Source organism: Xanthomarina arctica, assembly GCF_014638915.1.
GTDB classification, from domain to species: domain Bacteria; phylum Bacteroidota; class Bacteroidia; order Flavobacteriales; family Flavobacteriaceae; genus Xanthomarina; species Xanthomarina arctica.
In genome coordinates, this window is sequence record NZ_BMFQ01000001.1 from 46574 (window position 1) to 71167 (window position 24594).

Consider the following 24594-nt stretch of genomic DNA (forward strand, 5'->3'; position numbering starts at 1 on the left):
GAAAACATCATGACAAAATATAATTATAACATCAAACATATTCTAGGACTTCTTGTAGTTTTTATTGCACTTATCCTTCCTTCTGAAATTACAGCACAACGCATGGGCCATAGTGTTTCAAGAGGCGGTGGCGGACACACCATGTCTAGACCTACAACCCGACCTGCAACTAACAATAGAGCCACTACAAATAGAACCCCAAGTAGACCAACTACTAGCACGCGACCAGCTACTACTAATAGAACTCCATCTCATACAATAAATGGAGGCCATAATAAAAGTACGACTAGAAATATTTCTACAAATAACGTTCCTAACAGAAGTACGAGACCTGCTACCACCAATAGACCTACAACTGGGAAAACCAAAATTGCTGATAAATCTGGCAATAATGCAGCCCCTAAGCTAGATACTCGAAATATAAAAACTTCTAATATTCAAGACAATAGCATTAATACGGGTAATAGAGGCAATCGTAATAACATCAATAACGGCAACATAAATATTGATAATAGTAGAAACTTAACTGTAAATACTAGAAACACATATGTAAATCCTAGTCATGCACATTATTATAGACCGCCATACCACTATGGAGGCTACCATTATTATGCTCACAGACCTTATTATTATCATCCATATCAACCATACCATTGGGGACCCTATTACCACCCTTGGGGTTATTTTGTAGCAACTATGGCTACTACAGCTATTATTGTGAGTATAATTGACGACAGCAACGACAATAGTAAAGATGAATACCATTACGAAAACGGAACCTATTATTTAAAAACCGCTGATGGCTTTGTGGCTGTTCAAGCTCCTATTGGAGCCCAAGTATCAGATATACCCAAGGAAGCTGAAAAAGTAGATGTAAACAACACAACCAACTATTACTATGGTGGCGCTTTTTACGAGCAAAATAAAGAAGGCTATATTGTGGTACCAGCAACGGCGGGAACTATTGTTCCTAACCTTCCAGAAGGTGGTGATGAAATAAAAATTGGAGATGTTACTTATGTTCAATTTGGAGAAACTTACTACCAACCAATTCAAGTAGATGGCAAAGACATGTACGAAATTGTAGAGGTTAAGAAGGAATAAAAAAGATATTACAACCTTAATAAAACAAAAAGCATTGAATTAATATTCAATGCTTTTTTTATACCTAACAAAATATTTTTTTAGAATTTATATAAAGAATAAGTTAATTCTAATTTTCAGGAGTCTCTTCAGGCATATAACAATTAGTTTAAGCCCTCATTTTTAAAAGTTTAGAAAGATCATATTTATTATTCTTTAATAATTTAATTAACAATTTTAAGTATCTTTATATAAGTTCATACTAATTTTTCTCTTTAAGAAACGAATTTTAAGTCTGATTTAAAACAAGTTATTAATTTAATTTAAAAAATCACTACATGAAAAAACTCTTACTATTTGCAGTTAGTGTTATGCTTATTACATGCATCAGCGCTCAAGAAAACAGAACTAGTGCAGATGCTGAAGATGGGCAAAGTCTGGAAGATAAAATCCAGAATCCCATCGCCAACATAGCTAGCTTTCCTATTATTTACAACTTGTCTACAAATGAGAATAATTCGAATGTTGTAAATTTTCAACCTGTTATTCCTGTACAATTATCAAAAAAATGGCTATTGATAACCCAAGCCATTATCCCAGTTATGAATGTCGCTACACAAACAGGATATGAAAACGGACTTGGAAACATTACCTTTCTTGGAGCCATTACACCCACAAAACAAAGTGAATTTACTTGGGGAGCTGGACCTGCTTTTATGCTTCCCGCAGTAAATAATAAGTTAGGTTTTAATAAATTTTCTATTGGACCTTCAGTTATTGCTTTAAAACAAAACAATGGTTTTACTTATGGTTTATTACTCCAGAATTTCTTTTCTGTTGCTGGACCTAGTAATACAGAAGATGTTAATTATTTATACACGCAAGTCATATTATCCAAAAATTTGAACAATGGTTGGTACCTTTATTCTAACCCAATTATTACAGCAGATTGGAATGCAACAAGTAACAAACAATGGACCATTCCCTTAGGTGCTGGAGCCGGAAAGTTAATAACCCATAATAGATATCTTCCAATTAATCTTAAAGCAGGCCTTTTCAAATATGTGGCTCATCCTACGGAAGCCGATTGGTTGATCCAAGCACAAGCAACTTTTATTTTGAAATCGAAATAACATGTTTGCTAACAATAAAATCAAACTTAAAGTTTTTGAATAATACTTTTTTAAGCCTCTAATATTTCTTAGTTCAATTAAGTTCATACCTTTGTTGTGAATGAATCTTTTATTTTATATAGACAATTTACAGCTTTATGTTTTTAAATTTATTAAACCAAGAAGCAACATTGTTATATTACATAAACTATAAGATTCATCTGATTAAAAGCTTTGAAAATTGAATCTATCTCCAATTCATCATGAAAAAAATAGTTATTAGATCAAGTATCGTTCTATGTATTTTAATATTACTTATACTTATCTTTTTGCCTATGGGCATTAAAAGTTATGTCATTAAAAACAGCAAAGAACTTATTGGTAGACAAATAGATTTCGACGATTTTAAACTGAACTATTTTACGGGAACTCTTAAAATCACCGATTTTAAAATGTTTGAGCCTGATAATGTCACTAATTTTGTAAGCTTTGACTCCCTAATTATCGATACAGAAATCTATCGTTATTTTAAAAATGAAAAAGTACTCGAACAGGTTTATTTAAAAGGTCTTATTGTGAATACTATCCTGCAAGACTCATCTTTTAATTTTGATGATTTAATTAAGTTTCACACTTTGGATACGGATAGCACCAAAATTGAAGATACCGAACCTTTCCAATACTTTCTTTCCAACCTAGAATTAAAAAATGCCCAATTTATTTATAACGACAGAAACATTGACAACATTACTGATATAGAAGATCTGTCTTTTTTTATCCCGTTTATTGGTTGGAACCAAGAAAAAAAAAGCAATGTCGATGTGAAATTCAATTTAAAAAAAGGAGGTTCTATTACATCTAGTTTTAATGTTAATCCTGTCGATGGTGAATTTGATGCTAACATTGCAGTTAATGAACTTTATTTAGATGCCTTTTATAAATATGTTGTTGAATACGCTAATATCAATAGTTTCAATGGTAAATTAAATTCTCAAATATACATTTCAGGTAATATTAATGAGGCTATAAAATCTATTATTTCAGGGAAAGTGACCATTAACGATTTTGAAATGACGGACAAACAAGACAAGAAATTCCTTGCTGCAAAAAATCTAAAAGTTGCTTTACAGAAAATAGACTACGCCAATAGTACTTATGTTATCGATTCTTTAAATATTAACGACACTTATACTTTTTTTCATTTAGATTCCATTTCCAATAATTTATTCGAAATATTCAAACTGAACGAGTCTAATCAAAATGCTTCCACGACAACAATAGCAGATAGATCATCAATCGACTCAAGTGCAGATAAGATATATTATGCCATAAATCATTTGAATCTAAACAATGGAGTTTTAGATTATACAGATAATCTTACTGGTGAAGAATTTGATTACCATTTAAGCCAGATTCAAATGGAGTCAGACAGTATTTTTAGTAGTTCCAAGTGGGTGAACATCTATTCGGATATGCTTCTAAACAATCGAGGTACTTTAAATGCGAAAATTGGTGTTAATCCACAGAATACAGATAATGCCGAAATAAATATTACCATTGAAAAATTCTTACTATCAGATATAAATATCTATTCCAACCATTATATGGGGCACGATATTTTAGAAGGTGATTTTTACTATAATACCAAAACCGAAATAACTGACGGCACGATAACAAGTGAAAACAAATTATTGATTAAAAGTGTAGCTATTTCTAGTAATGAAAAAGGACTTTACAAATTGCCATTAAAATTTGCCTTATTTTTATTAAAAGATAAAAATGGCGATGTTAATCTAGATGTTCCAGTTCGAGGAGACTTAAACGATCCCTCCATCAATGTTGGAAAAATTGTTTGGACTACCTTTAAAAACCTTATTGTTAAAACTGCTGCTAGACCCATAAATTTCTTAGCTGGATTAGTAGATGGTGACCCTAAAGAATTGGAGGAAATAACATTGACCTATACAGACACCATTCCTTCAGAAAAATCAATAAAACAACTTAATAAATTAATTGATTTAGAAAACAGAAAAGAAGGCCTTAAAATTGAAATAGTTCATTTTGCAGATTTAAATTTACAAAAAGAAGCCATTGCTATGGCTGAAGTAGGCTCTCTTTATAATATAGAAACAAAAAAAGATTATCTGCATGACCTTAAAGGTTTTGAAACTTTTCTATTTGCTAAAGTAGAAAGCGATTCCCTTTCTGTTAAAGATGCGGTTTTAAGATGGAGTACCAATCAAAACTTAGATTCTTTAGTGAACGATTACAATTCAAAACTTATAAAAAACACCCAAGATTATTTGCTTGAAAAGAATCCTTTCACAAAAATACAAGTCATAGTAGCAGATCCAAAAGAGCCTGAACATTCCGGGTCAAATTCCAAATTCAAAATGACATATAACATGTTAGATGATAGATGATAGATGATAGATGATAGAAATGTAATTAAAGCAGATGGAAACCCATAAAAACATAGGTAACATCCTTCAATTAAAAATTTAGCAACTATTATCAACCCAAAATTTGTGAAAAACAAGATCATATTTTTAGAAAATGTTTGTTTTTATTCTAAAAGAATCATTTAATGATAAACTTTAGGATATTAATGACGCCCGAAATATGCTAAATAAATCTTGTAAAATCCGCCATTGATTTCCTAAAATCTACTTATTTAAACAGGTGACTAATTACGCAAATATAACTGCTGTCTCACTATCTAAAATCCTTAAAAGAGTTCAGTCCTATTAACAATTGTTAACTTTTTCAATTTCTGTTTTATTTATTTTTTTCAATAATTAAGGCGATGCCTTAATTTTATTAATCTATGCTCAATGAGAGGAGGCAAGCGTCGAAGCAACACGCGCTTGTTTACAATGTAAATCAGGGTTTTAAACATAAAAAACACAATTACAATTATAGATTTTCAAAATTAAATCCTTAATTTTATAAAAATGAATACTAATCAATAATCTAAATATGAAAAAACTATCATTAGGAGTATTGTTAATTCTCATACCACTATTATCAATTTCCCAACAAAACAAAAAGCCAAATATTTTAGTTATTTGGGGAGACGACATTGGTCAATCCAATATTAGCGCCTACACTATGGGACTTGTTGGCTACAGAACTCCAAACATTGACCGAGTGGCAAACGAAGGAATGATTTTTACCGATAATTATTCTGAGCAAAGTTGTACTGCAGGTCGCTCATCTTTTATTACAGGACAAAGTGTTCTAAAAACTGGCTTGAGTAAAGTAGGAATGCCTGGAGCAAAAGAAGGAATTTCTGAAAAGGACCCAACAATTGCAGAAATGCTAAAACCCTTAGGTTATACAACAGGGCAGTTTGGAAAAAATCACTTGGGGGATCTTGATCACATGTTACCAACTAACCATGGTTTTGATGAGTTTTTCGGTAATTTATATCACTTAAATGCAGAGGAAGAACCAGAATTGGAAGATTACCCAGACCCGGCTTTATATCCAAATTTCAAGAAAAACTATGGCCCTCGCGGTGTCATTCATTCGTATTCAAATGGACAAATTGAAGATACTGGTGCTTTAACAAAAAAGCGCATGGAGACCATAGATGACGAAACTGTTGCTGCTGCAAAAAAATTCATCAGAAATGCAGTTTCATCAGGGAAACCATTTTTTGTTTGGTGGAATGGAACCCGTATGCACTTTAGAACACACGTTAAAGATTCAAATCGCGGTATTTCGGGGCAAGATGAATATGGCGATGGAATGGTTGAACATGATATGCATGTTGGAGAATTATTGAATTTATTAGATGAATTAGGTGTTGCAGATAACACCATTGTACAATATGGTACTGATAATGGCCCACACAAGAATACTTGGCCAGATGCAGGTGTTAACCCTTTTAGAGGTGAGAAAAACACCAATTGGGAAGGTGGTTGGAGAACCCCATCAATGGTACGTTGGCCTGGTAAAATTGAGTCAGGTTCTGTTTCAAATGAAATCATTTCAGGAATGGACTGGTTTCCAACCTATTTAGCTATTGCTGGAAATCCAAACATCAAGCAACAACTTTTAAAAGGTGTTACTGAAAACGGACGTTCATACAAAGTACATTTAGATGGTTATAATATGTTACCTTATTTAACTGGTGTAGAAAAAACAGGACCTCGTAAAGAATTGTTCTATTTTTCTGACGATGGTGAATTAATGGCTTTATGTTTTCCATGACTGGAAAGTAACATTTATGCACCAAAATTCTGAAGGAACTTTAGACACATGGTCTAAACCAATGGTAACCACAAGAATACCTTGGCTATATAACTTAAGAAGAGACCCGTATGAATTAGCAACAACTACTTCTAATACATATTGGGATTGGTACCTTGATCATGTCTATTTATTGTTACCTGCTGCGGATTATGTAGGGCAATTTATTGCAACTTTTCAAGAATTTCCACCAAGAATGAAAGCGGCTAGTTTTAATTTAGGAGACACCATGAATGCTTTAAAATCTGCCGGAAGTCATTAAATAAATATATAAATTAAAAAAAGCAGGCTTTTAGCCTGCTTTTTTATTTACTTTAAAATACGCTGAGTAATTATAAACATTTTAAGGGCATTCCTTTTAACTTTATATAAAGATTAGAATTGTAATAATCACTAAAAAAACAGTAAAAACAACACGGCTAGGATACTACCCCATAACTATATAGCAAGAGTAAACAGCAAATAAAATACAAAGTTTTTAAAATTCTAGCTAATAAACTAATGCCATTTAAAATATCAATTTATATTTGCAAACAACTTTATTTACAAAAATATGAAATCTATAAAAATCACTCTTTTACTGTCGCTTTTTATGACCGTAGGTATGTTTGCTCAAGATAAAGAAGCAGAAGCACCTAAATCGGATACAGAAGATGCAGCGGCATTAGCAAAAAAATTGGCAAATCCAATTGCTAATTTAATTAGTGTTCCATTTCAAAACAATACAGATTTTGGAATTGGAAGCCTAAATGGAACAAGAAACACCTTGAATTTTCAACCAGTAATTCCATTAAAACTTTCTGAAAACTTAAATTTAATTAACCGTGTTATTGTACCATACGTATCACAATACAACGTTACAGCTCCTGGCTCAAGTCAAACAGGTATTGGTAATACTACGATAAGTTCATGGGTATCACCTACAAAAGTAAAAAATGGAATTATTTGGGGAGCTGGACCTGCCTTTCTTTTACCAACAAATAATGAATATATAGGAACTGATAAAACAGGTGTGGGACCAACTGTTATCGTTTTAAAACAAGCTAATGGCCTAACTTATGGTATGCTTGCAAATCAATTATGGTCTGTTATAGGACCAAGTGCTTCTGCTGATGTTAGCCAAATGTTTTTGCAATTCTTCTTAGTGTATAACTGGAAATCTGGAGCTGGTTTAGGTATAAGCTCTGAAAACACATTTAATTGGGCAGGAAATAGTAATACATCTTATTTAATACCAAATGTAAACGCGGTTACTAAATTAGGTAAACAAATAGTACAAGTACAGATAGGACCACGTATTCCTACTATATTTTCTAACAGCGAAAGCAAACCAGATTTTGGTGTAAGAGCAAGTTTTGTTCTTGTTTTTCCTAAATAAAACATCTGTTACAAAGAATAAAAAAGCGTGTTACCATTGACACGCTTTTTTTAATGCCTTTACTTGTTAGATTTTAGATCCTTTAAAACTCTATCTAATAAAATGTTACTTTTATTAACTCAAAAAAAATCTTAACTTTAAGGATTAGAGTTTCTTTTTAAGAAACTAAAGAAATTTCAAGTTTATTAAAATTTACTTTTATTGTATATTCGAATCTGATTTACTATTAATCAAAACATTAACCAATTTATAGATAATAAGGAAGTCAAGTTGAAAATTATTCTTACTATTTAGTTTATAATTTACTCGAACCATGAAAACACAATTTATTTCTATCCTTTTCCTCTCATTTATTTTATTCTCCTCTTGCAAAAATGAGACTACTAAAACGAATGATACATCCGAAATCATTGAAGCAGAAATTATAATTGCAGATCCGCTTCCTTCATGGAATGATGGCGCTACTAAACAAGCAATCATCGATTATGTTACAGATGTTACAAATACAGAAAGTGAAAGCTTTATTCCTCTTGTAGATCGTATTGCAACTTTTGATAATGATGGTAACTTATGGTCTGAGCAACCTATATATTTTCAGTTACAATTTGCCATGGATCGCGTAAAAGCTTTAGCTCCAGAACATCCAGAATGGGCAAACCAACAACCTTTTAAATCTGTTATAGAAGATGATATGAAAACTTTGGTTGCTTCAGGAGAACATGGAATTCTTGAAATAATGATGGCTTCGCATGTAGGAATGAATACGGCGGAATTTGAACAAATAGTCACAGATTGGATAGCAACTGCTAAACACCCCAAATTTGATAGACCTTATACTGAATTAGTTTTTCAACCTATGTTAGAGTTGTTAAACTATTTGAGAGCTAACAATTTTAAAACTTTTATTGTTTCTGGTGGTGGCATTGAGTTTATGAGACCTTGGGTAGAACAAGTTTATGGTATTCCAAAAGATCAAGTTGTAGGAAGCAGTATTGCTACCGAATTTGATTATAACAACGGAAACCCTGTAATTAAACGCACTTCAAAAATCGATTTTATTAATGATGGCAATGGAAAACCAGTAGGTATTAATAAATTTATTGGAAGGAAACCTGTGTTTGCTTCTGGAAATTCAGATGGAGATTTACCAATGTTACAATACACAGATTCTAACAAATACCCTTCTTTTCAACTTTATTTACACCACACCGATGATGAAAGAGAATGGTCTTATGATAGAGAATCGCATATTGGTCGTTTAGATAAAGGCCTTGATGAAGCAAACGAAAAAGGTTGGACTGTTATTGATATGAAAAACGATTGGAATGTTATTTACCCGTTTCAAATGAATTAAGTTCCTTGTTTTTAGAAATATAATCACGAATTATCCGGTTTACTTAAATGAATTATAACCCACATGAAGCATAAACATCTACTTTTATTGTGGGTTATTTTGTTTTGCTTACAAGTTAAAGCTCAAGATAGTATTACAGCACAAGATGTAAAAGTGAATCAACAGATTTGGATAGATTATAATTTTAAAAACAGAGTAGATAGCACAAAAATATTAAACACCGAAATTGGTTTTAGAAAAATAACACCTAAGGTTTATAATAAATTTTTAGCTATTTCAACACTATCGTTTCCTCATAAAACCCAACCTGAATTTTTAAAGCTAAAAAACCCTTTAATTGAATCCTTTGAATTAGGACTAGGAACCATTTTTACAGATAATTACAATGCAGACGACAATTTAGAAATAAGATTCATACAAGGTTTTAAATTTACCGTTCCAGCATTAATAAGGCACTTTGATTTTAAGAATTATGTTCGTTTAGAAGAAAGATTCCAGACAACTTTTGATGGTTCTGGTTGGACAGCAGGATATAGAATTAGATATAGAATATCCACAGTCTTGAAATGGAAAAAACACCTTGTCGAATTTACGGAGGGCATTTATTTTCCATTAAGCTTTGAAATGTTTTTTAATCTAAAAAAATCTGATAGTTATAACGACTTGGTGCGAATTTCACCAGGAATAGGATATCAACTTAAAAATGATTGGAGATTTGAATTATATTTAATCTTTAATGAATCTAAAAACACTACTGAAACCAGCAATAATTCAAGTGAATTTATTTTAAGAATTCGAGTTTATAGCGGTCAATTAAAAAACAAATCGAAAGAAAAACAATTAAAACAAATCCCGAAATCTGATTAGCATCAAAAAGTAACCTACTAATTATTTACGTTTAAATTCAAATTATATGAATGTATTCATGAATTTTTTCAATAGGAAAAGCCCTGAGCATTCCAAAATGACATTTGCTTTTTTTTTAATAGGGTTCCTTTTAACTTCCGCAACTTTTAGCCAAGACCAATTAACAAAGCATCAAGATCACCCAGATTTAAAAATCAATTCTGCACCAATTATAGTCGATGGTAACGAGTTATTTAATGTTAGAGGGGTTTCCTCCTATCCTGCAGAAAAACGGGCCACTAAGATTACTGAAAGGATTATAGCTGTTGCGAATGATTATACATTCTCTCCTGACTCCATTAAAATAATCGAGTTAGAAGAACATTCTGTTATCTACGCCAATAAAATACCTATCATTCAAATTTTCAATTCTGATGCCTCTTTTGAAGATTTAGATAGACTCGATCTAGCTGAAGCTGTTAAACTAAATATCAAAACAACCATTGAAAAATACAGACACGATAGAAGCAAACCCGTTTTATTAAAAAATCTAAAACAAGCCATTATTGTTTGTGTTATTCTATTAGCGATATTCCTTGTGCTACTTTGGATTATTAAACGCTTTAAAAAATGGTTACAAAAGAAAATTGAGTCAAGAATAAAATCGGTTGAAAATATTTCATTTAACCTCATTAAATCTGGTCATTTATGGAAAGTTTTTCATGTGTTTTTAGATACCTTTAGACTTGTTATCATACTATTTTTTGTTGTTGCATTAGTTGACTATGTTCTTAGTCTTTTCCCTTGGACCAATGCCTTTTCAAAATATGTTCACAAAATAATTTTCGATCCATTAATTGAATTTGGCAGAGCCTTTGTCGAATACATTCCGAAGTTTATTTTTATAGCCATCATTTTTTTCATCACTAAGTACTTGTTAAGATTAATAAAACTTTTCTTTTCAGGAATAAAAGATGGAGGTATTGTTATTCATGATTTCAATCCGGATTGGGCATTTTCTACCTACAAAATTATTAGATTTTTCATCATTGCCTTTGCTCTAGTTATGGCTTACCCATACATTCCAGGATCAGATTCTGTAGCATTTAAAGGTCTATCGGTTTTTATTGGTGTTTTATTTTCTTTAGGATCTTCTTCTTTTATAGGAAATTTAATTGCAGGATATTCTATGATTTATAGAAGCGCTTTTAAAGTTGGAGATATGATAGAAGTAGAAAATCAAATTGGTTTTGTGGAGGAACAAAAATTATTGGTTACGCGTTTACGTACACATAAAAACGAAGAAATAGTGTTACCAAATTCCATCTTGTTAAATAATAAGATTACAAATTACTCTAATAAAGCAAAGGAAACGGGTATTATCTTGCATACGAAGGTTGGAATAGGATACGAAACTCCATGGAGACAAGTAGATGCCATGTTAAAACTAGCGGCTAATAGAACCGAAGGTTTACTAAAAACCCCATCTCCCTATGTGCTTAAAAAAGATTTAGCAGATTATGCTGTCAATTATGAAATAAACGCTTACTGTTCTGACATACAGAATATTAATAACATTTATTCCGTCTTAAATCAAAACATTTTAGATGTTTTTAATGAAAATAACGTGCAAATTATGACACCGTCTTATGTTGCTGATACCGAGATCCCAAAGGTAGTCCCAAAAGATCAATGGAATACACCTTTAGAAAACGAGAGTTAAAATAAATTTTCATTTTTGAAACCCTCTTTTTTGTATATTGAACTCTAATTTACTACCAATCATTATATTACTAACTAAACTTTTTTAAAAACATGAAAAAATTATTAGCTGAATTTATTGGAACCTTCTGGCTTGTGCTTGGAGGTTGTGGAAGTGCTGTTCTTGCAGCAGGAGTTCCAGAACTCGGAATTGGATTTGTTGGCGTTTCATTAGCATTTGGATTAACTGTTCTCTCTGGAGCCTATGCTTTAGGTCATATTTCAGGCGCTCATTTTAATCCAGCAGTCTCAATAGGTCTTTGGATGGGTGGCCGTTTCGATGGAAAAGAATTACCTGGCTACATTATATCCCAAGTTCTTGGTGGTATTGCTGGTGCAGGAGTTTTATACCTTATTGTTAGTGGTGCTGAAGGCTTTAACGGATTTTCTGGTCCTGGTGCCTTTGCATCAAATTTTTATGGAGATTCTCCTTATGGAACAAATTATAATTTGACTTCTGCACTTGTTACCGAAGTTGTAATGACTTTTATGTTCTTAATAGTGATTCTTGGAGCTACTCATAAAAATGCTGCAGTAGGTTTTGCTGGCTTATCCATAGGTTTAGCCCTTACTTTAATTCACCTGATAAGCATTCCTATTACAAATACCTCTGTAAATCCTGCAAGAAGTACTAGTCAGGCTTTATTTGTTGGAGGAGAAGCTATGGGACAATTATGGTTGTTCTGGGTGGCTCCTATTATTGGTGCTATTCTAGCTGGATTAGTCTATAAATATTTGGTTCCTAATCCAAAAGAAATTGTTTTAAAAGACTAAACTTAAAAATAGAGGAAGCTAAAAACTTCCTCTATTTTTTTAACTCTAATTTTTCAGCAAAATAATCGCAAAAATCCTTCATGGTTGCAGTCATTTTTTCGTCCTGAGTCGCATTATGAAACGTTTCACTCATAGCCACAAGTGTTTGATGAAAAAATAATTTCATTTCTTCAACTGGCATATCTTTCGTCCAAAGATCAATTCTTAACGTTTCTTGAGCTTTACTATCCCAAACAGATAATAACATCGCTTTGGCTTCTTCATTATTTATACCACCATCCTCTGCGGTCCAATGTAATTTTTCTGGTACTTTATTGTCGTCTAATTCAATTTTAAGTTGAATTGTAGATGTTTTATTTGCCATTTATTTTTTTGGTTTAAAATTCGAATTGTTAAAAATATCCATAGGCTCCATTTGAAGCATGTCTTTTAAAGAAACATCATTATGTTCCATAAATGCTCTAACTATTTGCCAACCCATATAGCGACCCATTTGTCCAGGAGATTCTGAGTCGATTTCTTCTAGATAAAATTTCGAAAAAGGAGCAGGATTGATAAATCTATTAGGAAGTTTAGAATCTGTACTAAACAGTAATTCATTTTCTACAAAAAAGCGCCAAACTTCAGCTTCATTGGATGCAGCCCATTCTATTTGTTCTGGGGTATACCCTATTTTCTCAGCATCTGTTTTAAAAGGAATAACCACATCTTTAAAATAAAGTTCTTTTCCGTAATAAATCATTTCGTCTAACAACGATTTTAAATGCTGCTGAAAAATATAATTATTAGCATAAGCTCCAGCCATATCGACCACTACTTGGTCTTTATTGAAATTCTGCCTTAAATAACTTTGAATGCCTTGATAGAATTCATGTTCACTCCCCAAATAGGTGTCTATTGATATTAAAACAATAGTATCTGTTACTATCACTTTATTTCTATAATCCACATTGGAAAGCGTAGTGACAACTCGAGGAGTACGAAATTCTGGAAAATAATAATGAAGATGTTGAAACAGTTTTTTAATGTCTATGGTTTCTTCTTTAAATTCTGTAAAAACACGCTCAGTTTCAGCAGTTAATTGTTGTTGTAGGGTATCGTTGATTTTATCTAACCAAAAAGAATCTGGATATTTTTCCGAAAACATAAAAGGATAAGCTCTCTTTGTTTCGCCCAGATTTTCAGCTGTTGTTTCCCCAAAAGCTTTATCAAATCTTTCAATAACAAGATCTACCTTAATATCAGCTATCTCTTTTTCTATTTGGTTATCTTTCTTGCAAGAAAAAGCAGAAAAAAGGATTAATAATAGCAAACTAAAATTCTTCATATAAAACTTAAAGGCGGTTAATTTTTATTAATAAGGCTATTCTTTTACTTTTGTTCGACAAAGGTAAGGTTCTTTGATTAAAATTCATTTAAAATGCAAACAGAAAAAGTAGTTGATCATATTGTAAAATGGCTAAAAGATTATGCTTTAAACGCTAAAGTGAATGGTTTTGTTGTAGGGATTTCTGGAGGCATAGATTCTGCTGTAACTTCGGCTTTATGTGCTAAAACAGGATTGGATGTTCTTTGCATTGAAATGCCTATCCATCAAGCACAAAGTCATGTAACAAGAGGCCAAGAACACATTACAAACCTAAAGCGTGCTTATAAAAATGTAAGTCACCTTAGAGCCGATTTAACACCTGTTTTTGAAGAGTTTAAAACCGAAGTCTCTTTACAAGGTGAACAAGTAGTTGTAGACATGGCTTTAGCAAACACAAGAGCTAGATTACGTATGACGACCTTATATTACTATGCTGGTCTGAAGAAATTATTAGTGGCTGGAACTGGAAATAAAGTAGAAGATTTTGGGGTTGGATTTTATACAAAATATGGAGATGGTGGTGTGGACTTAAGTCCGATAGCCGATTTATTAAAATCTGAAGTTTACCAATTAGCACAAGCGCTACAGGTAACTGAATCTATTATAAATGCCGCTCCAAGTGATGGCTTATTTGGAGACGCTAGAAGTGACGAAGACCAAATTGGAGCCTCTTATCCTGAATTGGAATGGGCTATGAAAATGGTTGAAGAAAATAAAACTGTAGATGACTTTAAAGGTAGGGAGCTTGAGGTATTTAAAATATATAAACGCCTAAACAATGCTAACCTTCACAAAATGAACCGGATACCTATTTGTGTAATTCCAAATAATTTAAGAAATAAATAATAAAATATGATTAAAATTTATTATATTTACTTATTACACGTTTAAAATCACACTTTTTTTTGCCTCGACAGTCTTAATATTTAAAACTTTTAAAGATGATAAAACTGTTGGTAGTTGACAGTCACCCAATTATTAGAAAAGGAATCGAACTTCTTTTTGTTGCTTCTAAAGACATCAAAGTTGTTGGAGGCGTAAGCAATGGTGAAGCAATTTTTGATTTTCTAAAACAAGAGAAAGCAGATGTTATTATATCTGAAATAGATTTACCAAAACTTAATGGCATTACAGCCTTGAGAAGGCTTTCTAAAGAATACCCACAAATTAAAGTGCTCATGTTTTCTTCACAGCCTGAAGAAATATATGCACTCAACACCATTAAAGCTGGTGCCTCAGGTTATCTCTCAAAAAATGCCAATATTATTACTATTAAAGAAGCCATTGAAAAAGTATTCGATGGAGAAATTTATTTAAGTAATAATTTATCTAATCAGTTAACACTTGGCAAACGAATTTCTAAAACTTCAAAATCGCCTTATAAAAAATTATCCACTAGAGAAATTGAGGTTTTAAAGCTCATTTCAGTAGGTAGAAAAAATAAGGAAATTGCAGAAGAGTTGGAAATTAATGAAAAAACAGTAAGCACCTATAAGGCAAGATTAATGAAAAAACTACATGTAGAAAATATTGTAGATTTAATTAATAGAGCTAAATTAATGGAGTTTTAAAGTGCTTTGTTTAATTTTCTAGACAGCAAATTATCCAACTTCTTATAACCAACTACTTCTTCAAGAATCTCTCTATATTGGACTTGAATATTAGCTTTTGTCTCTTGGCTTAACTCGTCAATTTTTTTACTTATTAAATAGCATCTTAAGCTTAAAATAGTTTCGTTAACCAATTGTGCAATGGTATCTGTTTTCTCTTTTGGGAAAATATTTTTTCTTTCCCAGTCAGACAAAGCATAGCGTTCGTCTTCCATTAAAATGGTAGTCATTTCGGTAGCAACATCTGCATCCACATTGTTCACAAAATTCTCCAAGGCAAAATCCGGATTCTGATTTAAAGTATCAATAATCTTATAATAAAGTCCTTTAAATTTCAAATTGGTAAACTCCATCTCATCTTCTTGAAGGTCCAAATAAATTTTTTCAAAAACTTTAGCTCTGTGTACAACTGGTTCTAAAATAAGTTCGTTTTTATCGTTCTCCTTCAGAATTAAATCTTCAAAATTCTCTGTTCTATTTCCGTATAGAAGTAAAATTTGAATAATTTTTCGTTCTAATACATACTGCACATCCACTTTAATTTGTGGCTGTTGGCCTTTAACTACTTGAAATGCCTTTTGTTCTTCTTTATGTTGTTTATTGGCTTCATCTAAATCTTTTTTCGAAGATTGTGCCAAAGTACTAAACAACACTTCTTCACTAATTTGCATGATTTTAGAACATTCTTGAATATATATTTCGCGTTTAATTCTATCTGGAATTTTAGAAATACTATTCACGATATCACGAACTGTATCCGCCTTTTTTATAGGATCGTTCTTAGAATCTTCAAACAACATGGAAGCCTTAAATTGTATAAAATCTTGTGCCTTTTCTTCCAGATACAAAGTCAGTTCTTCCAGGGTGTTCTGTTTGGCAAAACTATCAGGATCTTCCCCATTAGGAAAAGTACAAATCTTAACGTTCATGCCCTGCTCAAGAATTAAATCGATTCCTCTTAACGAGGCTCGAATTCCGGCAGCATCACCATCAAAAAGCACAGTAATGTTTTTTGTTAGCCTATTTATAAGTCGGATTTGGTCTGAAGTCAATGCCGTTCCAGAAGAAGAAACCACATTTTTAATTCCAGTTTGATGAAATTGAATGACATCTGTATAGCCTTCCACCAGATAGCAATTATCTTCTTTCGCAATACTTTGCTTGGCATGAAAAATCCCATAAAGCACTTTACTTTTATGATAGATATCACTCTCAGGAGAATTTAAATATTTGGCCGCTTTTTTATCGTTTGTAAGAATACGTCCGCCAAAACCCAAAACACGTCCACTCATACTTCTAATAGGAAACATGACACGCCCTTTAAATCTATCGAAACGCTTTTCTTCTTTAACAATGGTAACGCCAGCTTTTTCTAAATAATCTATATTATAACCTTGTTTTAGAGCCTCATCTGTAAAGGCTTGCCATTCATCTAAGGAATAACCTAAGTGGTATTTTTTTATGGTTTCTTCTGTAAACCCGCGTTCTTTAAAATAACTTAGACCTATAGCTTTCCCTTGATTTGTTTTATGAAGTGTATTCTGAAAATATTTGCTAGCAAATTCACTGACTAGATATAAACTTTCACGTTCGTCTGCTTGCTCTTTTTGCTCGTTTGTTTGCTCCGTTTCTTCAATTTCAATATTGTATTTATTGGCTAAATACTTAATGGCTTCCGGATAAGTAAAATGCTCATGCTCCATTAAAAAAGCCACCACATTCCCACCTTTTCCACTAGAAAAATCTTTCCAAATCTGCTTAACAGGCGACACCATAAAACTTGGAGAACGTTCATCGCTAAACGGACTCAAACCTTTAAAACTACTTCCAGATTTTTTTAATTGGACAAAATCGCCAATAACCTCCTCTACACGAGAAGTTTCAAATACTTGGTCTATGGTGGATTTTGATATCAAATTAAAGAATTAGTGGTTTGAGATGACAGATTTAACGAATGGTAAAAGTAATAAAACTTATTGTTTTTAAATTTTATTAAACATAAATAAAAAGGGCTTCAATTTTATTAATTGAAGCCCTTCTTATTCAAATTAACTACTTAAACTAATCCATATCAAAACGCAAACCCAATGAAATATTATTTTGATTTACTGCTTGGTCCTTAAAGATGGTTGATAAATCGTATTTAGCATAAACACCTACGTTTCCCAAAGAAATATAAGAACTCACTCCATACACAAAACTGTTAGTATTAAAATCTTTAATTTTATCTTTCTGAAAATTGCCATTTTCATCATCGTATTTCAATTTTTGCAAGGACTGCAATACAAATCCACCATAACCACCAACACCTATTTTAAACTTTTTATGTGTTGAATATCTGAAGTAATTTTCTTTATCAATTTTCTTGGAAGGACCAAATTCAAAATGAACAGGAAAAACTAAATTAGTAGATCTAAATTTCGATTTATCCACATTTAAAGGAAACTCTTCCAAAGTAACCACATCTCCTTCTTCAAGAAAATACTGATTGTCTTTAATATCTAATTTATTCCACTGAAAAGAGATTCCATATTTTAAACGAACGGCATTGCTGTTGTTTAATAACCTGGTTTTCCAAGCCCACCCTAACTCTACAAACCCAGAACCTCCAAGTTTATATGGAGAATCGTTAAGCGATTGTCCTTCAATAATGGCATTATTAAAACCAATGGCGAAAACTAAATCGCTAGTAGTACGTTTATCGAATTTTCTAGGCTCCTTCTTCGTTTTCGGACCTATATATAAGCTTTTTAGATCGAATTCATCAGAATCTTCACTTTTACCAACAGTAATTATAAAGCCGTCTAAATTGGCTCCTGTATCATAAGGTACATTTTCATTTCGTTCTAATAATGAAATCCGATTGTCAATAATAGCCAACCTATTTTCAATATTCATAGCATGCTTTATTGCTAATTCTTCTTTTAGAATATTGGCCTCTTCTTGAGTAACCTCCTCGTTATCTAATTGAACATTTACGGCTTCTACTTCGATTTTGAGCCAATCCTTTTCCTGAATAACCACTTGCTCCTTTTGAGCCTCTAAAACCTTAATTTCTTTACTATTTGATGTCTCTTGTGCAGAGATTAATTGCACAGAAAGCGTGAGCACTAAAAGTGCTAAATACTTGGTAATTGTTTGCATAATTGTTTGTTTTTTAATTGATGAATGTTAATCGTTACGTTCGGCAACTGCAGTTTTTACCTTCTTGTAATTTGTTTTAATGGTTTCAAAAACTTTATCTCTAAACGATTCTTCCAAATCTTCTTCAACGTCTTGAAGTAAAGCCTTAGCATCTATAGCATAGGTATTGCTATTTGCGGTTTTTGAAATGTTTTGTTGTGCTTTTAGTAATAAAGCATCTATATCTGTTACTGTTTTATTTGTTTTTTCTTGAGTCTCTAAGGTTACTAACGCTGTTCTATCTTTAGGAGATTCCATACTTAAATTATTTACCATTTCTTCAGCTTCACGATTGGTTTCAGCATGTACAACTTGTGTGTTTTTAACTGGATAATTTTTTAATTTCTTCCCAGTTCCATCTGAATTTATTTTTTCTTCTGAAAGATTATTAATGGTTGCATTTAATCCTTCTTTTACAACCAAAGTTTCTTGAATATCTACCTTTTCATTATTTTTAAAAATGTCTACTTCATTTATTTCGGTATCCACTAAAACGGGAGTGAAATTATTTGTTTCTGGTGTATTTAGAAACATATTTATCATAAAAAGAATCCCCACCAAACTAGCGGCTATTCCAAACCACCAGATTGTTTTAATAGATGACTTTTTTGGGGCTGTATCTAATTTTTTCGAAAGCCTATCCCAAGCTTGACTTGATGGCTGAAGTGTTCTTTTCTCAAGCTTTTCCTTAATATTCTCTTCAAATTTAATTGGAGCCATAACTTGTTGTGTTTTGTTTTTTAATCTGCTCTTGCAACAATTTTCTTGCTTTAAATAATTGCGATTTGGAAGTCCCTTCCGAAATCTGTAATATGCTTGCAATTTCAGCATGTTTATACCCTTCTATGGCATACATTATAAAAACCATTTTGTATCCTTCTGGCAAAGCATCAATCAACTTTTGTAATTCTGCAACTTCAAATTCAGTATTCATCTGGTTTGATAAATCGGTTGTATCTTCAAAATATTCATCCGAAAATTCAATTCTTTTTTTTTGTCTTAGAAATGAAATAGATTCTCTAACCATAATTCGCCTTATCCAGCCTTCAAAGCTTCCTTCAGCCTTGTAACTTTTAAGATTGTTAAACACTTTGAAAAAACCATTTAACATGGCTTCTTCTGCATGTTGCACATCTTTTATATAATACCTACAAACACTCAACATTTTAGGTGCATGCATCTCAAACAAAACGTGCTGTGCTTCACGATTGTTTTTAATGGCTTTTTTAATAAGCACCGATTCGTTTTTGTAGAGTTGTATAACTTTCACTTAAAGAGTTTTGTACTGCTTCTATTTATAAAGACGCAATTATTATAAAAATAGTTGCCTGAAGTTTTAAAAATAAATATTAATTTTTAGATTGATTTAAAAATACAATTAATAAAAATAAAATAACACACTTTAAACCAATTACTTAGGGGTTTTAATTTCTCATTTAAAAACAAAAATGCTAAAACCTATTACTAGGCTCTAGCATTATAAGACACTATATATCTTTAATTAAAAATCAAATTATTTGTAATAATGACCTTTTCAGAAAATGACTTTATTTATGATGTAGAAAATCTTTTTTGATAATAATAAATACCTATGTAAATAAATATAAAGTAGGCGTATAGCATTTCTCTGGTCTCAGCAAATGCCATTTTCACCAATCCTGGCGATAAAATAGCCAACACAAAGGATAAACTAAAAACAACAAGCATGATAAGAAGGAAATTTAAACTTGGTTTTTGATACCCAATTTTTAAAAGTAATTTTTTAATTTTTTTATTTAACATTAGAAGTGGTATCATCAGGAAATAACCGAAAAAACCAATTCTAAACATATTTTGAGAAGATTTAAAAAAGTTTATAATACCAGCTTGACTTATCTTACCATCTACAAAGAGTTTCTCGCCTATAAAAATATCTAAATTATGAAAGTTAAATTCATTTTGAACATTTACTTTTTCTATTCCAGGAACTGAATACTCAAAAACTCTTTGAAACCAACTTGTTTCCTCGCCCATAAAAACAAAACATAAAATGGCCCAGATAATAGGGAATAGTAATTTATTCTTGCCTTTAAAAATAGTGATTAAACATAATATAAAACCTATCAAATAGAAGAAAGCAGTAAGATACTCTATAGGTCCATCTTCCCTATTAATTTCAGAGACATACTCTGGTTCTCCAAACCACATAAATAGAACAAAAATTAATCCGAAGACTAATGAAAAGGGTAATAACCACTTATTTTTAAACATAATAATTGAATTTAGGTTTTTTTAAATTACATGCTATTAACCAATTGTAGGATATATCAAAGATATAAAGTAATCTCAAGTCTGCAAAAACATTCGTTCAACTGAATATTTATCCCTATAAAGTAGATTATTTTTTTCGGTCAATCACATAATTAACCATAAGCTCTAAAGAATTCTTATAGGTAGATTCTGGATAGAATTGGAGAATTTGAAGTGCTTCTTCTTGAAACTCCTTCATTTTGGCAACTGCATAATCTAAACCACCTTTTGCTTTTACGTAGCTTATTACTTCAGCGACCCGTTTTTTGTCTCTATTGTGGTTTTTAATAGAATTAATAAGCCAACGTTTGTCTTTTTTATCTGCTTGGTTTAGCACATAAATTAAGGGCAAAGTCATTTTTTGCTCTTTAATATCGATTCCTGTAGGTTTTCCAATAGCCTCATTACCATAATCAAATAAATCGTCTTTTATTTGAAAAGCCATTCCTATTAACTCGCCAAATTTACGCATACGTTCTACATGATCCGATTCTGGTTTCACAGAAGCAGCACCTAGACTACAACAAGCAGCAATAAGCGTTGCTGTTTTTTGACGTATAATTTCGTAATAAACGACTTCAGTAATATCTAATTTTCTGGCTTTTTCTATTTGAAGTAATTCGCCTTCACTCATTTCCCTAACCGCTATGGAAATAATTTTCAATAGGTCGAAGTCATTGTTATCTATGGAAAGTAAGAGTCCTTTTGACAATAAATAATCACCAACTAAAACAGCAATTTTATTTTTCCAAAGGGCATTGATTGAGAAAAACCCACGACGTCTGTTACTTTCGTCAACCACATCGTCATGAACCAAAGTAGCTGTATGAATCAGCTCAATAACCGAAGCTCCTCTATAGGTACGCTCGCTAACTTCACCATTAGAAACCATTTTAGACACAAGAAAAACAAACATAGGTCGCATTTGCTTCCCTTTTCTGTTGACAATGTAATGTGTTATTCTATTTAGTAAAGCGACTTTAGAAGACATGGACAATTGAAACTTTTGTTCAAAAAGTTCCATTTCGTAATCTATTGGTTGTTTTATTTGTTCTACAATTTTCAAAAGAAAAAAGGTGTAAAATATATAATAACAAACGTACTAAAAATGCCTTTGATATGCTATTTTACACCTTACAAATCAAACTTTGTTTCAATAAAGAGTAGTAACTACAAACGCTGCCAAGGCTTTTTTATCTAAATCTTGCCCTACATAAGAAGTTATCTTTTCTAAAACTTGATCTGTTTTATAAAGCAGGTCCTTATAATCAACATAAATAAGTTCTACTCCAGGCTCTCTCTCTTTTGAAGTGGGAAACAATTAAAATTTAATTTAAAATATAGCATTGCTTATTTTATGTGTCCCATAATTATTATGAAATAAAAGTGACAGAAGAGAGATCATAAACTTATTTTAACCACAAGCGTTATTCTCTTTTTTATAGAGATAACAAAATTTCACAGTCGTAATAGAAAATAAATCCATTATTTATTCTTAACTTAACGGTCTCTAACTTTTTAAATATAAATATTATGAAAAAAATTACTTTATTATTTATTCTATTAATTACTTTGAACGTTAGTTCTCAAACCATCTTGTTTGAAGACGGTTTTGAAACTTATACAGATTTTGCTATTACTGACGTTGGATCATGGACATTATTAGATGTCGATGGATTACCGACTTATGGTTTTACTGGTGTAACTTTTCTAAACTCTGGATCTGCTAAATCTTTTCAGGTTTTCAATGCCACTGCTACAGATCCAGCATTAGACCCTACTGCTACTAGCGATTGGACGGCTTACAATGGCATGAAAGGTATGGTTTGTTTTGCTGCTGTTCCTTCTGGAGCAAACTATAATAATGATTGGTTAATTTCTCCACAGATTACGCTTGCTGAGAGTGGAAACTCACTATCGTTTTGGTATAAAGCTTGTGATGCTACTTATTCTCAAGAACGTTTTTCTGTATCAATTTCAACCACTGGAACGGCTGCAGCAGATTTTACTGTTATATCAGCTAATCCTGTAATAATTGCAGATGGCGATAACACGTGGCAACAATTCACTTATGATTTTCCTGTAACTTATGACAATACCTCTGTTTACGTGGGTATTCATTGTACATCTCAGGATCAATTTGGATTTATGATTGATGACTTTTCAGTTTCTACATCCCTTTTGAGTGTTGAAGATTTTGAAGCAAATCAAATACACATTGCGTGTAAAGAAAGAGTGTTAACACTTTCTAATATTCATGGCAGTGCTGCCTATAGCATCTATTCCTTAACTGGTAAAAAAGTGCTTTCTGGACAAACTCAATTAGAGTCTCAAGAAATAAATTTAACTAATTTATCTTCTGGAATGTATGTTGTTGAGGTTGCGGATTCTAAAACGAATGCAGTAAATCGTAAGAAATTTGTTATTCAATAATTAAAAACGTGATACATTTAAAAAGGCTTTCAAAATTTTGAAAGCCTTTTTTTTAACTCTTATTTGCTAATTGTCCACAAGCCGCATCAATATCTTTACCTCTGGAACGTCTTACAGTAACCGTAATATTATTGGCTTCTAGCATGGAAACATACATATCAATAGCTTGAGAATTTGCTTGTTGAAACTCGCCATCATCAATAGGGTTGTATTCAATTAAATTTACCTTACTTGGGGCAAATTTGCAGAATGCGATTAAAGCATCCACATCTTTCTTTTTATCGTTGATATTATTCCAAACCACATATTCATAAGTAATTCGGTTCTTAGTTTTTTCGTACCAATACACTAAAGCTTCACGTAGATCTGCTAAAGGAAATGTTGCATTAAAAGGCATGATGGATGTTCTAACCTCATCAATTGCGGAATGAAGTGACACGGCTAGTTTAAACTTCACCTCATCGTCTGCCATCTTTTTAATCATTTTTGGCACTCCAGACGTAGAAACTACAATCCGTTTTGGAGACATGCCTAAGCCTTCATCCGAAGTAATTTTATCGATAGCTTTTAGTACATTGTTATAATTCATGAGTGGCTCTCCCATTCCCATGAAAACAATGTTGCTTAAAGGTCTGTCATGATAAAGTCTACTTTCTCTATCTATAGCAACAACTTGGTCGAAAATTTCGTCTGGATTTAAATTCCGCATCCGTTTTAGTCTAGACGTTGCACAAAATCTACAATCTAAACTACACCCAACCTGACTTGAAACACAAGCTGTGGTTCTGGTTTTTGTAGGAATTAATACCGACTCGACAATCAAGCCATCATGTAATCGAACGGCGTTCTTAATAGTGCCATCGTTACTTTTTTGCATGGTATCCACATGAATGTGATTGATAACAAAGTTATCTTTCAACATCTGTCTGGTTTCAATGGAGATATTGGTCATATCTTCAAAAGTGTGAGCTCCTTTGCTCCACAACCATTCATAAACCTGATTCCCTCGAAAAGCTTGGTCGCCTTCCTTGACAAAGAATTCCCGAAGTTGCTCTTTAGTTAAAGCACGTATGTCTTTCTTTTTTGTTTCCATGTATGTGCAAAAGTAGTGAAAGGGAATGGGATTGACGAATTACTCTTTTCAA

General features: G+C 32.0%; 23 protein-coding genes. 13 read left to right on the plus strand and 10 right to left on the minus strand.

Annotation, left to right across the window (positions count from 1 at the left end; genetic code table 11):
- Positions 1-9: 9 nt before the first annotated feature.
- From IEV77_RS00235 to aqpZ, 10 genes are all read left to right on the plus strand, one after another.
- Positions 10-1104 carry a DUF6515 family protein gene (locus tag IEV77_RS00235; RefSeq protein WP_188460695.1) on the plus strand — a complete coding sequence of 365 codons (1095 nt, stop codon included), beginning with the start codon at positions 10-12 and terminating at the stop codon, positions 1102-1104.
- A gap of 317 nt (positions 1105-1421) precedes the next feature.
- Entirely contained in the window at positions 1422-2216 is a 795-nt protein-coding gene (locus IEV77_RS00240; protein ID WP_188460697.1) for a neuromedin U, read from the plus strand.
- Between the two features lie 242 nt (positions 2217-2458).
- Entirely contained in the window at positions 2459-4618 is a 2160-nt protein-coding gene (locus IEV77_RS00245; RefSeq protein WP_188460699.1) for a DUF748 domain-containing protein, read from the plus strand.
- 556 nt (positions 4619-5174) lie between these two features.
- Positions 5175-6413, plus strand: coding sequence for an arylsulfatase (locus IEV77_RS00250; protein ID WP_229736547.1), 1239 nt, complete (start codon positions 5175-5177; stop codon positions 6411-6413).
- A gap of 16 nt (positions 6414-6429) precedes the next feature.
- The gene (locus IEV77_RS17415) at positions 6430-6714 is read left to right on the plus strand and encodes a hypothetical protein (protein ID WP_229736548.1); all 285 of its coding nucleotides are present in this window, start codon (positions 6430-6432) and stop codon (positions 6712-6714) included.
- 291 nt (positions 6715-7005) lie between these two features.
- Positions 7006-7830, plus strand: coding sequence for a hypothetical protein (locus IEV77_RS00255; protein WP_188460701.1), 825 nt, complete (start codon positions 7006-7008; stop codon positions 7828-7830).
- Between the two features lie 313 nt (positions 7831-8143).
- Positions 8144-9184: an HAD family hydrolase gene (locus IEV77_RS00260; protein ID WP_188460703.1), complete on the plus strand. Its 1041-nt coding sequence runs from the start codon at positions 8144-8146 to the stop codon at positions 9182-9184.
- Between the two features lie 63 nt (positions 9185-9247).
- On the plus strand, positions 9248-10051 hold the full coding sequence (locus IEV77_RS00265; protein WP_188460705.1) for a DUF2490 domain-containing protein: 804 nt from the start codon (positions 9248-9250) through the stop codon (positions 10049-10051).
- 97 nt (positions 10052-10148) lie between these two features.
- Entirely contained in the window at positions 10149-11753 is a 1605-nt protein-coding gene (locus IEV77_RS00270) for a mechanosensitive ion channel family protein (RefSeq protein ID WP_188460707.1), read from the plus strand.
- 92 nt (positions 11754-11845) lie between these two features.
- A complete protein-coding gene (aqpZ, locus tag IEV77_RS00275; RefSeq protein WP_188460709.1) occupies positions 11846-12565 on the plus strand; it encodes an aquaporin Z in 720 nt (239 codons plus the stop codon).
- A gap of 31 nt (positions 12566-12596) precedes the next feature.
- Here aqpZ and gldC read toward each other — a convergent pair whose 3' ends face one another.
- Positions 12597-12929 (minus strand): gliding motility protein GldC, encoded by a 333-nt coding sequence (gldC, locus tag IEV77_RS00280; protein WP_188460711.1) that lies wholly within the window; start codon positions 12927-12929, stop codon positions 12597-12599.
- Complete coding sequence (gene gldB / locus IEV77_RS00285; protein WP_188460713.1) at positions 12930-13892, minus strand: gliding motility lipoprotein GldB; 963 nt, start codon at positions 13890-13892, stop codon at positions 12930-12932.
- Positions 13893-13985: 93 nt separating this feature from the next.
- Between gldB and nadE the strand changes: the two genes are divergently transcribed.
- Positions 13986-14780 (plus strand): NAD(+) synthase, encoded by a 795-nt coding sequence (gene nadE / locus IEV77_RS00290; protein WP_188460714.1) that lies wholly within the window; start codon positions 13986-13988, stop codon positions 14778-14780.
- Positions 14781-14875: 95 nt separating this feature from the next.
- A complete protein-coding gene (locus IEV77_RS00295) occupies positions 14876-15505 on the plus strand; it encodes a response regulator (RefSeq protein ID WP_188460716.1) in 630 nt (209 codons plus the stop codon).
- Here IEV77_RS00295 and dnaG read toward each other — a convergent pair.
- The 7 genes from dnaG to IEV77_RS00330 all read right to left on the minus strand — a co-directional run bounded on the left by dnaG (position 15502) and on the right by IEV77_RS00330 (position 22337).
- Complete coding sequence (gene dnaG / locus IEV77_RS00300; protein WP_188460718.1) at positions 15502-17460, minus strand: DNA primase; 1959 nt, start codon at positions 17458-17460, stop codon at positions 15502-15504. The genes IEV77_RS00295 and dnaG overlap by 4 nt on opposite strands.
- Before the next feature lie 145 nt (positions 17461-17605).
- The gene (locus IEV77_RS00305) at positions 17606-18688 is read right to left on the minus strand and encodes a hypothetical protein (RefSeq protein ID WP_188460720.1); all 1083 of its coding nucleotides are present in this window, start codon (positions 18686-18688) and stop codon (positions 17606-17608) included.
- Positions 18689-18715: 27 nt separating this feature from the next.
- Entirely contained in the window at positions 18716-19447 is a 732-nt protein-coding gene (locus IEV77_RS00310; RefSeq protein ID WP_188460722.1) for a hypothetical protein, read from the minus strand.
- Complete coding sequence (locus IEV77_RS00315) at positions 19434-19997, minus strand: RNA polymerase sigma factor (protein WP_188460724.1); 564 nt, start codon at positions 19995-19997, stop codon at positions 19434-19436. The genes IEV77_RS00310 and IEV77_RS00315 overlap by 14 nt, the downstream gene beginning before the upstream one ends.
- Positions 19998-20278: 281 nt before the next feature.
- Positions 20279-20977, minus strand: a complete 699-nt coding sequence (locus tag IEV77_RS00320; protein ID WP_188460726.1) for a hypothetical protein — start codon at positions 20975-20977, stop codon at positions 20279-20281.
- Between the two features lie 127 nt (positions 20978-21104).
- On the minus strand, positions 21105-22082 hold the full coding sequence (locus IEV77_RS00325) for a polyprenyl synthetase family protein (RefSeq protein ID WP_188460728.1): 978 nt from the start codon (positions 22080-22082) through the stop codon (positions 21105-21107).
- A gap of 87 nt (positions 22083-22169) precedes the next feature.
- Positions 22170-22337, minus strand: coding sequence for a hypothetical protein (locus tag IEV77_RS00330; RefSeq protein WP_188460730.1), 168 nt, complete (start codon positions 22335-22337; stop codon positions 22170-22172).
- A 212-nt stretch (positions 22338-22549) separates the two neighbouring features.
- Between IEV77_RS00330 and IEV77_RS00335 the strand changes: the two genes are divergently transcribed.
- On the plus strand, positions 22550-23449 hold the full coding sequence (locus tag IEV77_RS00335; protein ID WP_188460732.1) for a T9SS-dependent choice-of-anchor J family protein: 900 nt from the start codon (positions 22550-22552) through the stop codon (positions 23447-23449).
- Positions 23450-23501: 52 nt separating this feature from the next.
- Here the strand turns inward: IEV77_RS00335 and rlmN are convergent, their stop codons facing one another.
- The gene (gene rlmN, locus IEV77_RS00340; RefSeq protein ID WP_188460734.1) at positions 23502-24542 is read right to left on the minus strand and encodes a dual-specificity RNA methyltransferase RlmN; all 1041 of its coding nucleotides are present in this window, start codon (positions 24540-24542) and stop codon (positions 23502-23504) included.
- Between the last annotated feature and the right edge of the window lie 52 nt (positions 24543-24594).

Coding starts and splice junctions, on each gene's coding strand:
- IEV77_RS00235 (WP_188460695.1), top strand. CDS start 10: ATGACAAAATATAATTATAACATCAAACATATTCTAGGACTTCTTGTA.
- IEV77_RS00250 (WP_229736547.1), top strand. CDS start 5,175: ATGAAAAAACTATCATTAGGAGTATTGTTAATTCTCATACCACTATTA.
- IEV77_RS00245 (WP_188460699.1), top strand. CDS start 2,459: ATGAAAAAAATAGTTATTAGATCAAGTATCGTTCTATGTATTTTAATA.
- rlmN (WP_188460734.1), bottom strand. CDS start 24,542: ATGGAAACAAAAAAGAAAGACATACGTGCTTTAACTAAAGAGCAACTT.
- gldC (WP_188460711.1), bottom strand. CDS start 12,929: ATGGCAAATAAAACATCTACAATTCAACTTAAAATTGAATTAGACGAC.
- IEV77_RS00310 (WP_188460722.1), bottom strand. CDS start 19,447: ATGGCTCCAATTAAATTTGAAGAGAATATTAAGGAAAAGCTTGAGAAA.
- IEV77_RS00255 (WP_188460701.1), top strand. CDS start 7,006: ATGAAATCTATAAAAATCACTCTTTTACTGTCGCTTTTTATGACCGTA.
- IEV77_RS00240 (WP_188460697.1), top strand. CDS start 1,422: ATGAAAAAACTCTTACTATTTGCAGTTAGTGTTATGCTTATTACATGC.
- nadE (WP_188460714.1), top strand. CDS start 13,986: ATGCAAACAGAAAAAGTAGTTGATCATATTGTAAAATGGCTAAAAGAT.
- IEV77_RS17415 (WP_229736548.1), top strand. CDS start 6,430: ATGCACCAAAATTCTGAAGGAACTTTAGACACATGGTCTAAACCAATG.
- IEV77_RS00320 (WP_188460726.1), bottom strand. CDS start 20,977: ATGTTTAAAAATAAGTGGTTATTACCCTTTTCATTAGTCTTCGGATTA.
- IEV77_RS00265 (WP_188460705.1), top strand. CDS start 9,248: ATGAAGCATAAACATCTACTTTTATTGTGGGTTATTTTGTTTTGCTTA.
- gldB (WP_188460713.1), bottom strand. CDS start 13,892: ATGAAGAATTTTAGTTTGCTATTATTAATCCTTTTTTCTGCTTTTTCT.
- IEV77_RS00270 (WP_188460707.1), top strand. CDS start 10,149: ATGACATTTGCTTTTTTTTTAATAGGGTTCCTTTTAACTTCCGCAACT.
- IEV77_RS00260 (WP_188460703.1), top strand. CDS start 8,144: ATGAAAACACAATTTATTTCTATCCTTTTCCTCTCATTTATTTTATTC.
- IEV77_RS00305 (WP_188460720.1), bottom strand. CDS start 18,688: ATGCAAACAATTACCAAGTATTTAGCACTTTTAGTGCTCACGCTTTCT.
- aqpZ (WP_188460709.1), top strand. CDS start 11,846: ATGAAAAAATTATTAGCTGAATTTATTGGAACCTTCTGGCTTGTGCTT.
- IEV77_RS00295 (WP_188460716.1), top strand. CDS start 14,876: ATGATAAAACTGTTGGTAGTTGACAGTCACCCAATTATTAGAAAAGGA.
- IEV77_RS00335 (WP_188460732.1), top strand. CDS start 22,550: ATGAAAAAAATTACTTTATTATTTATTCTATTAATTACTTTGAACGTT.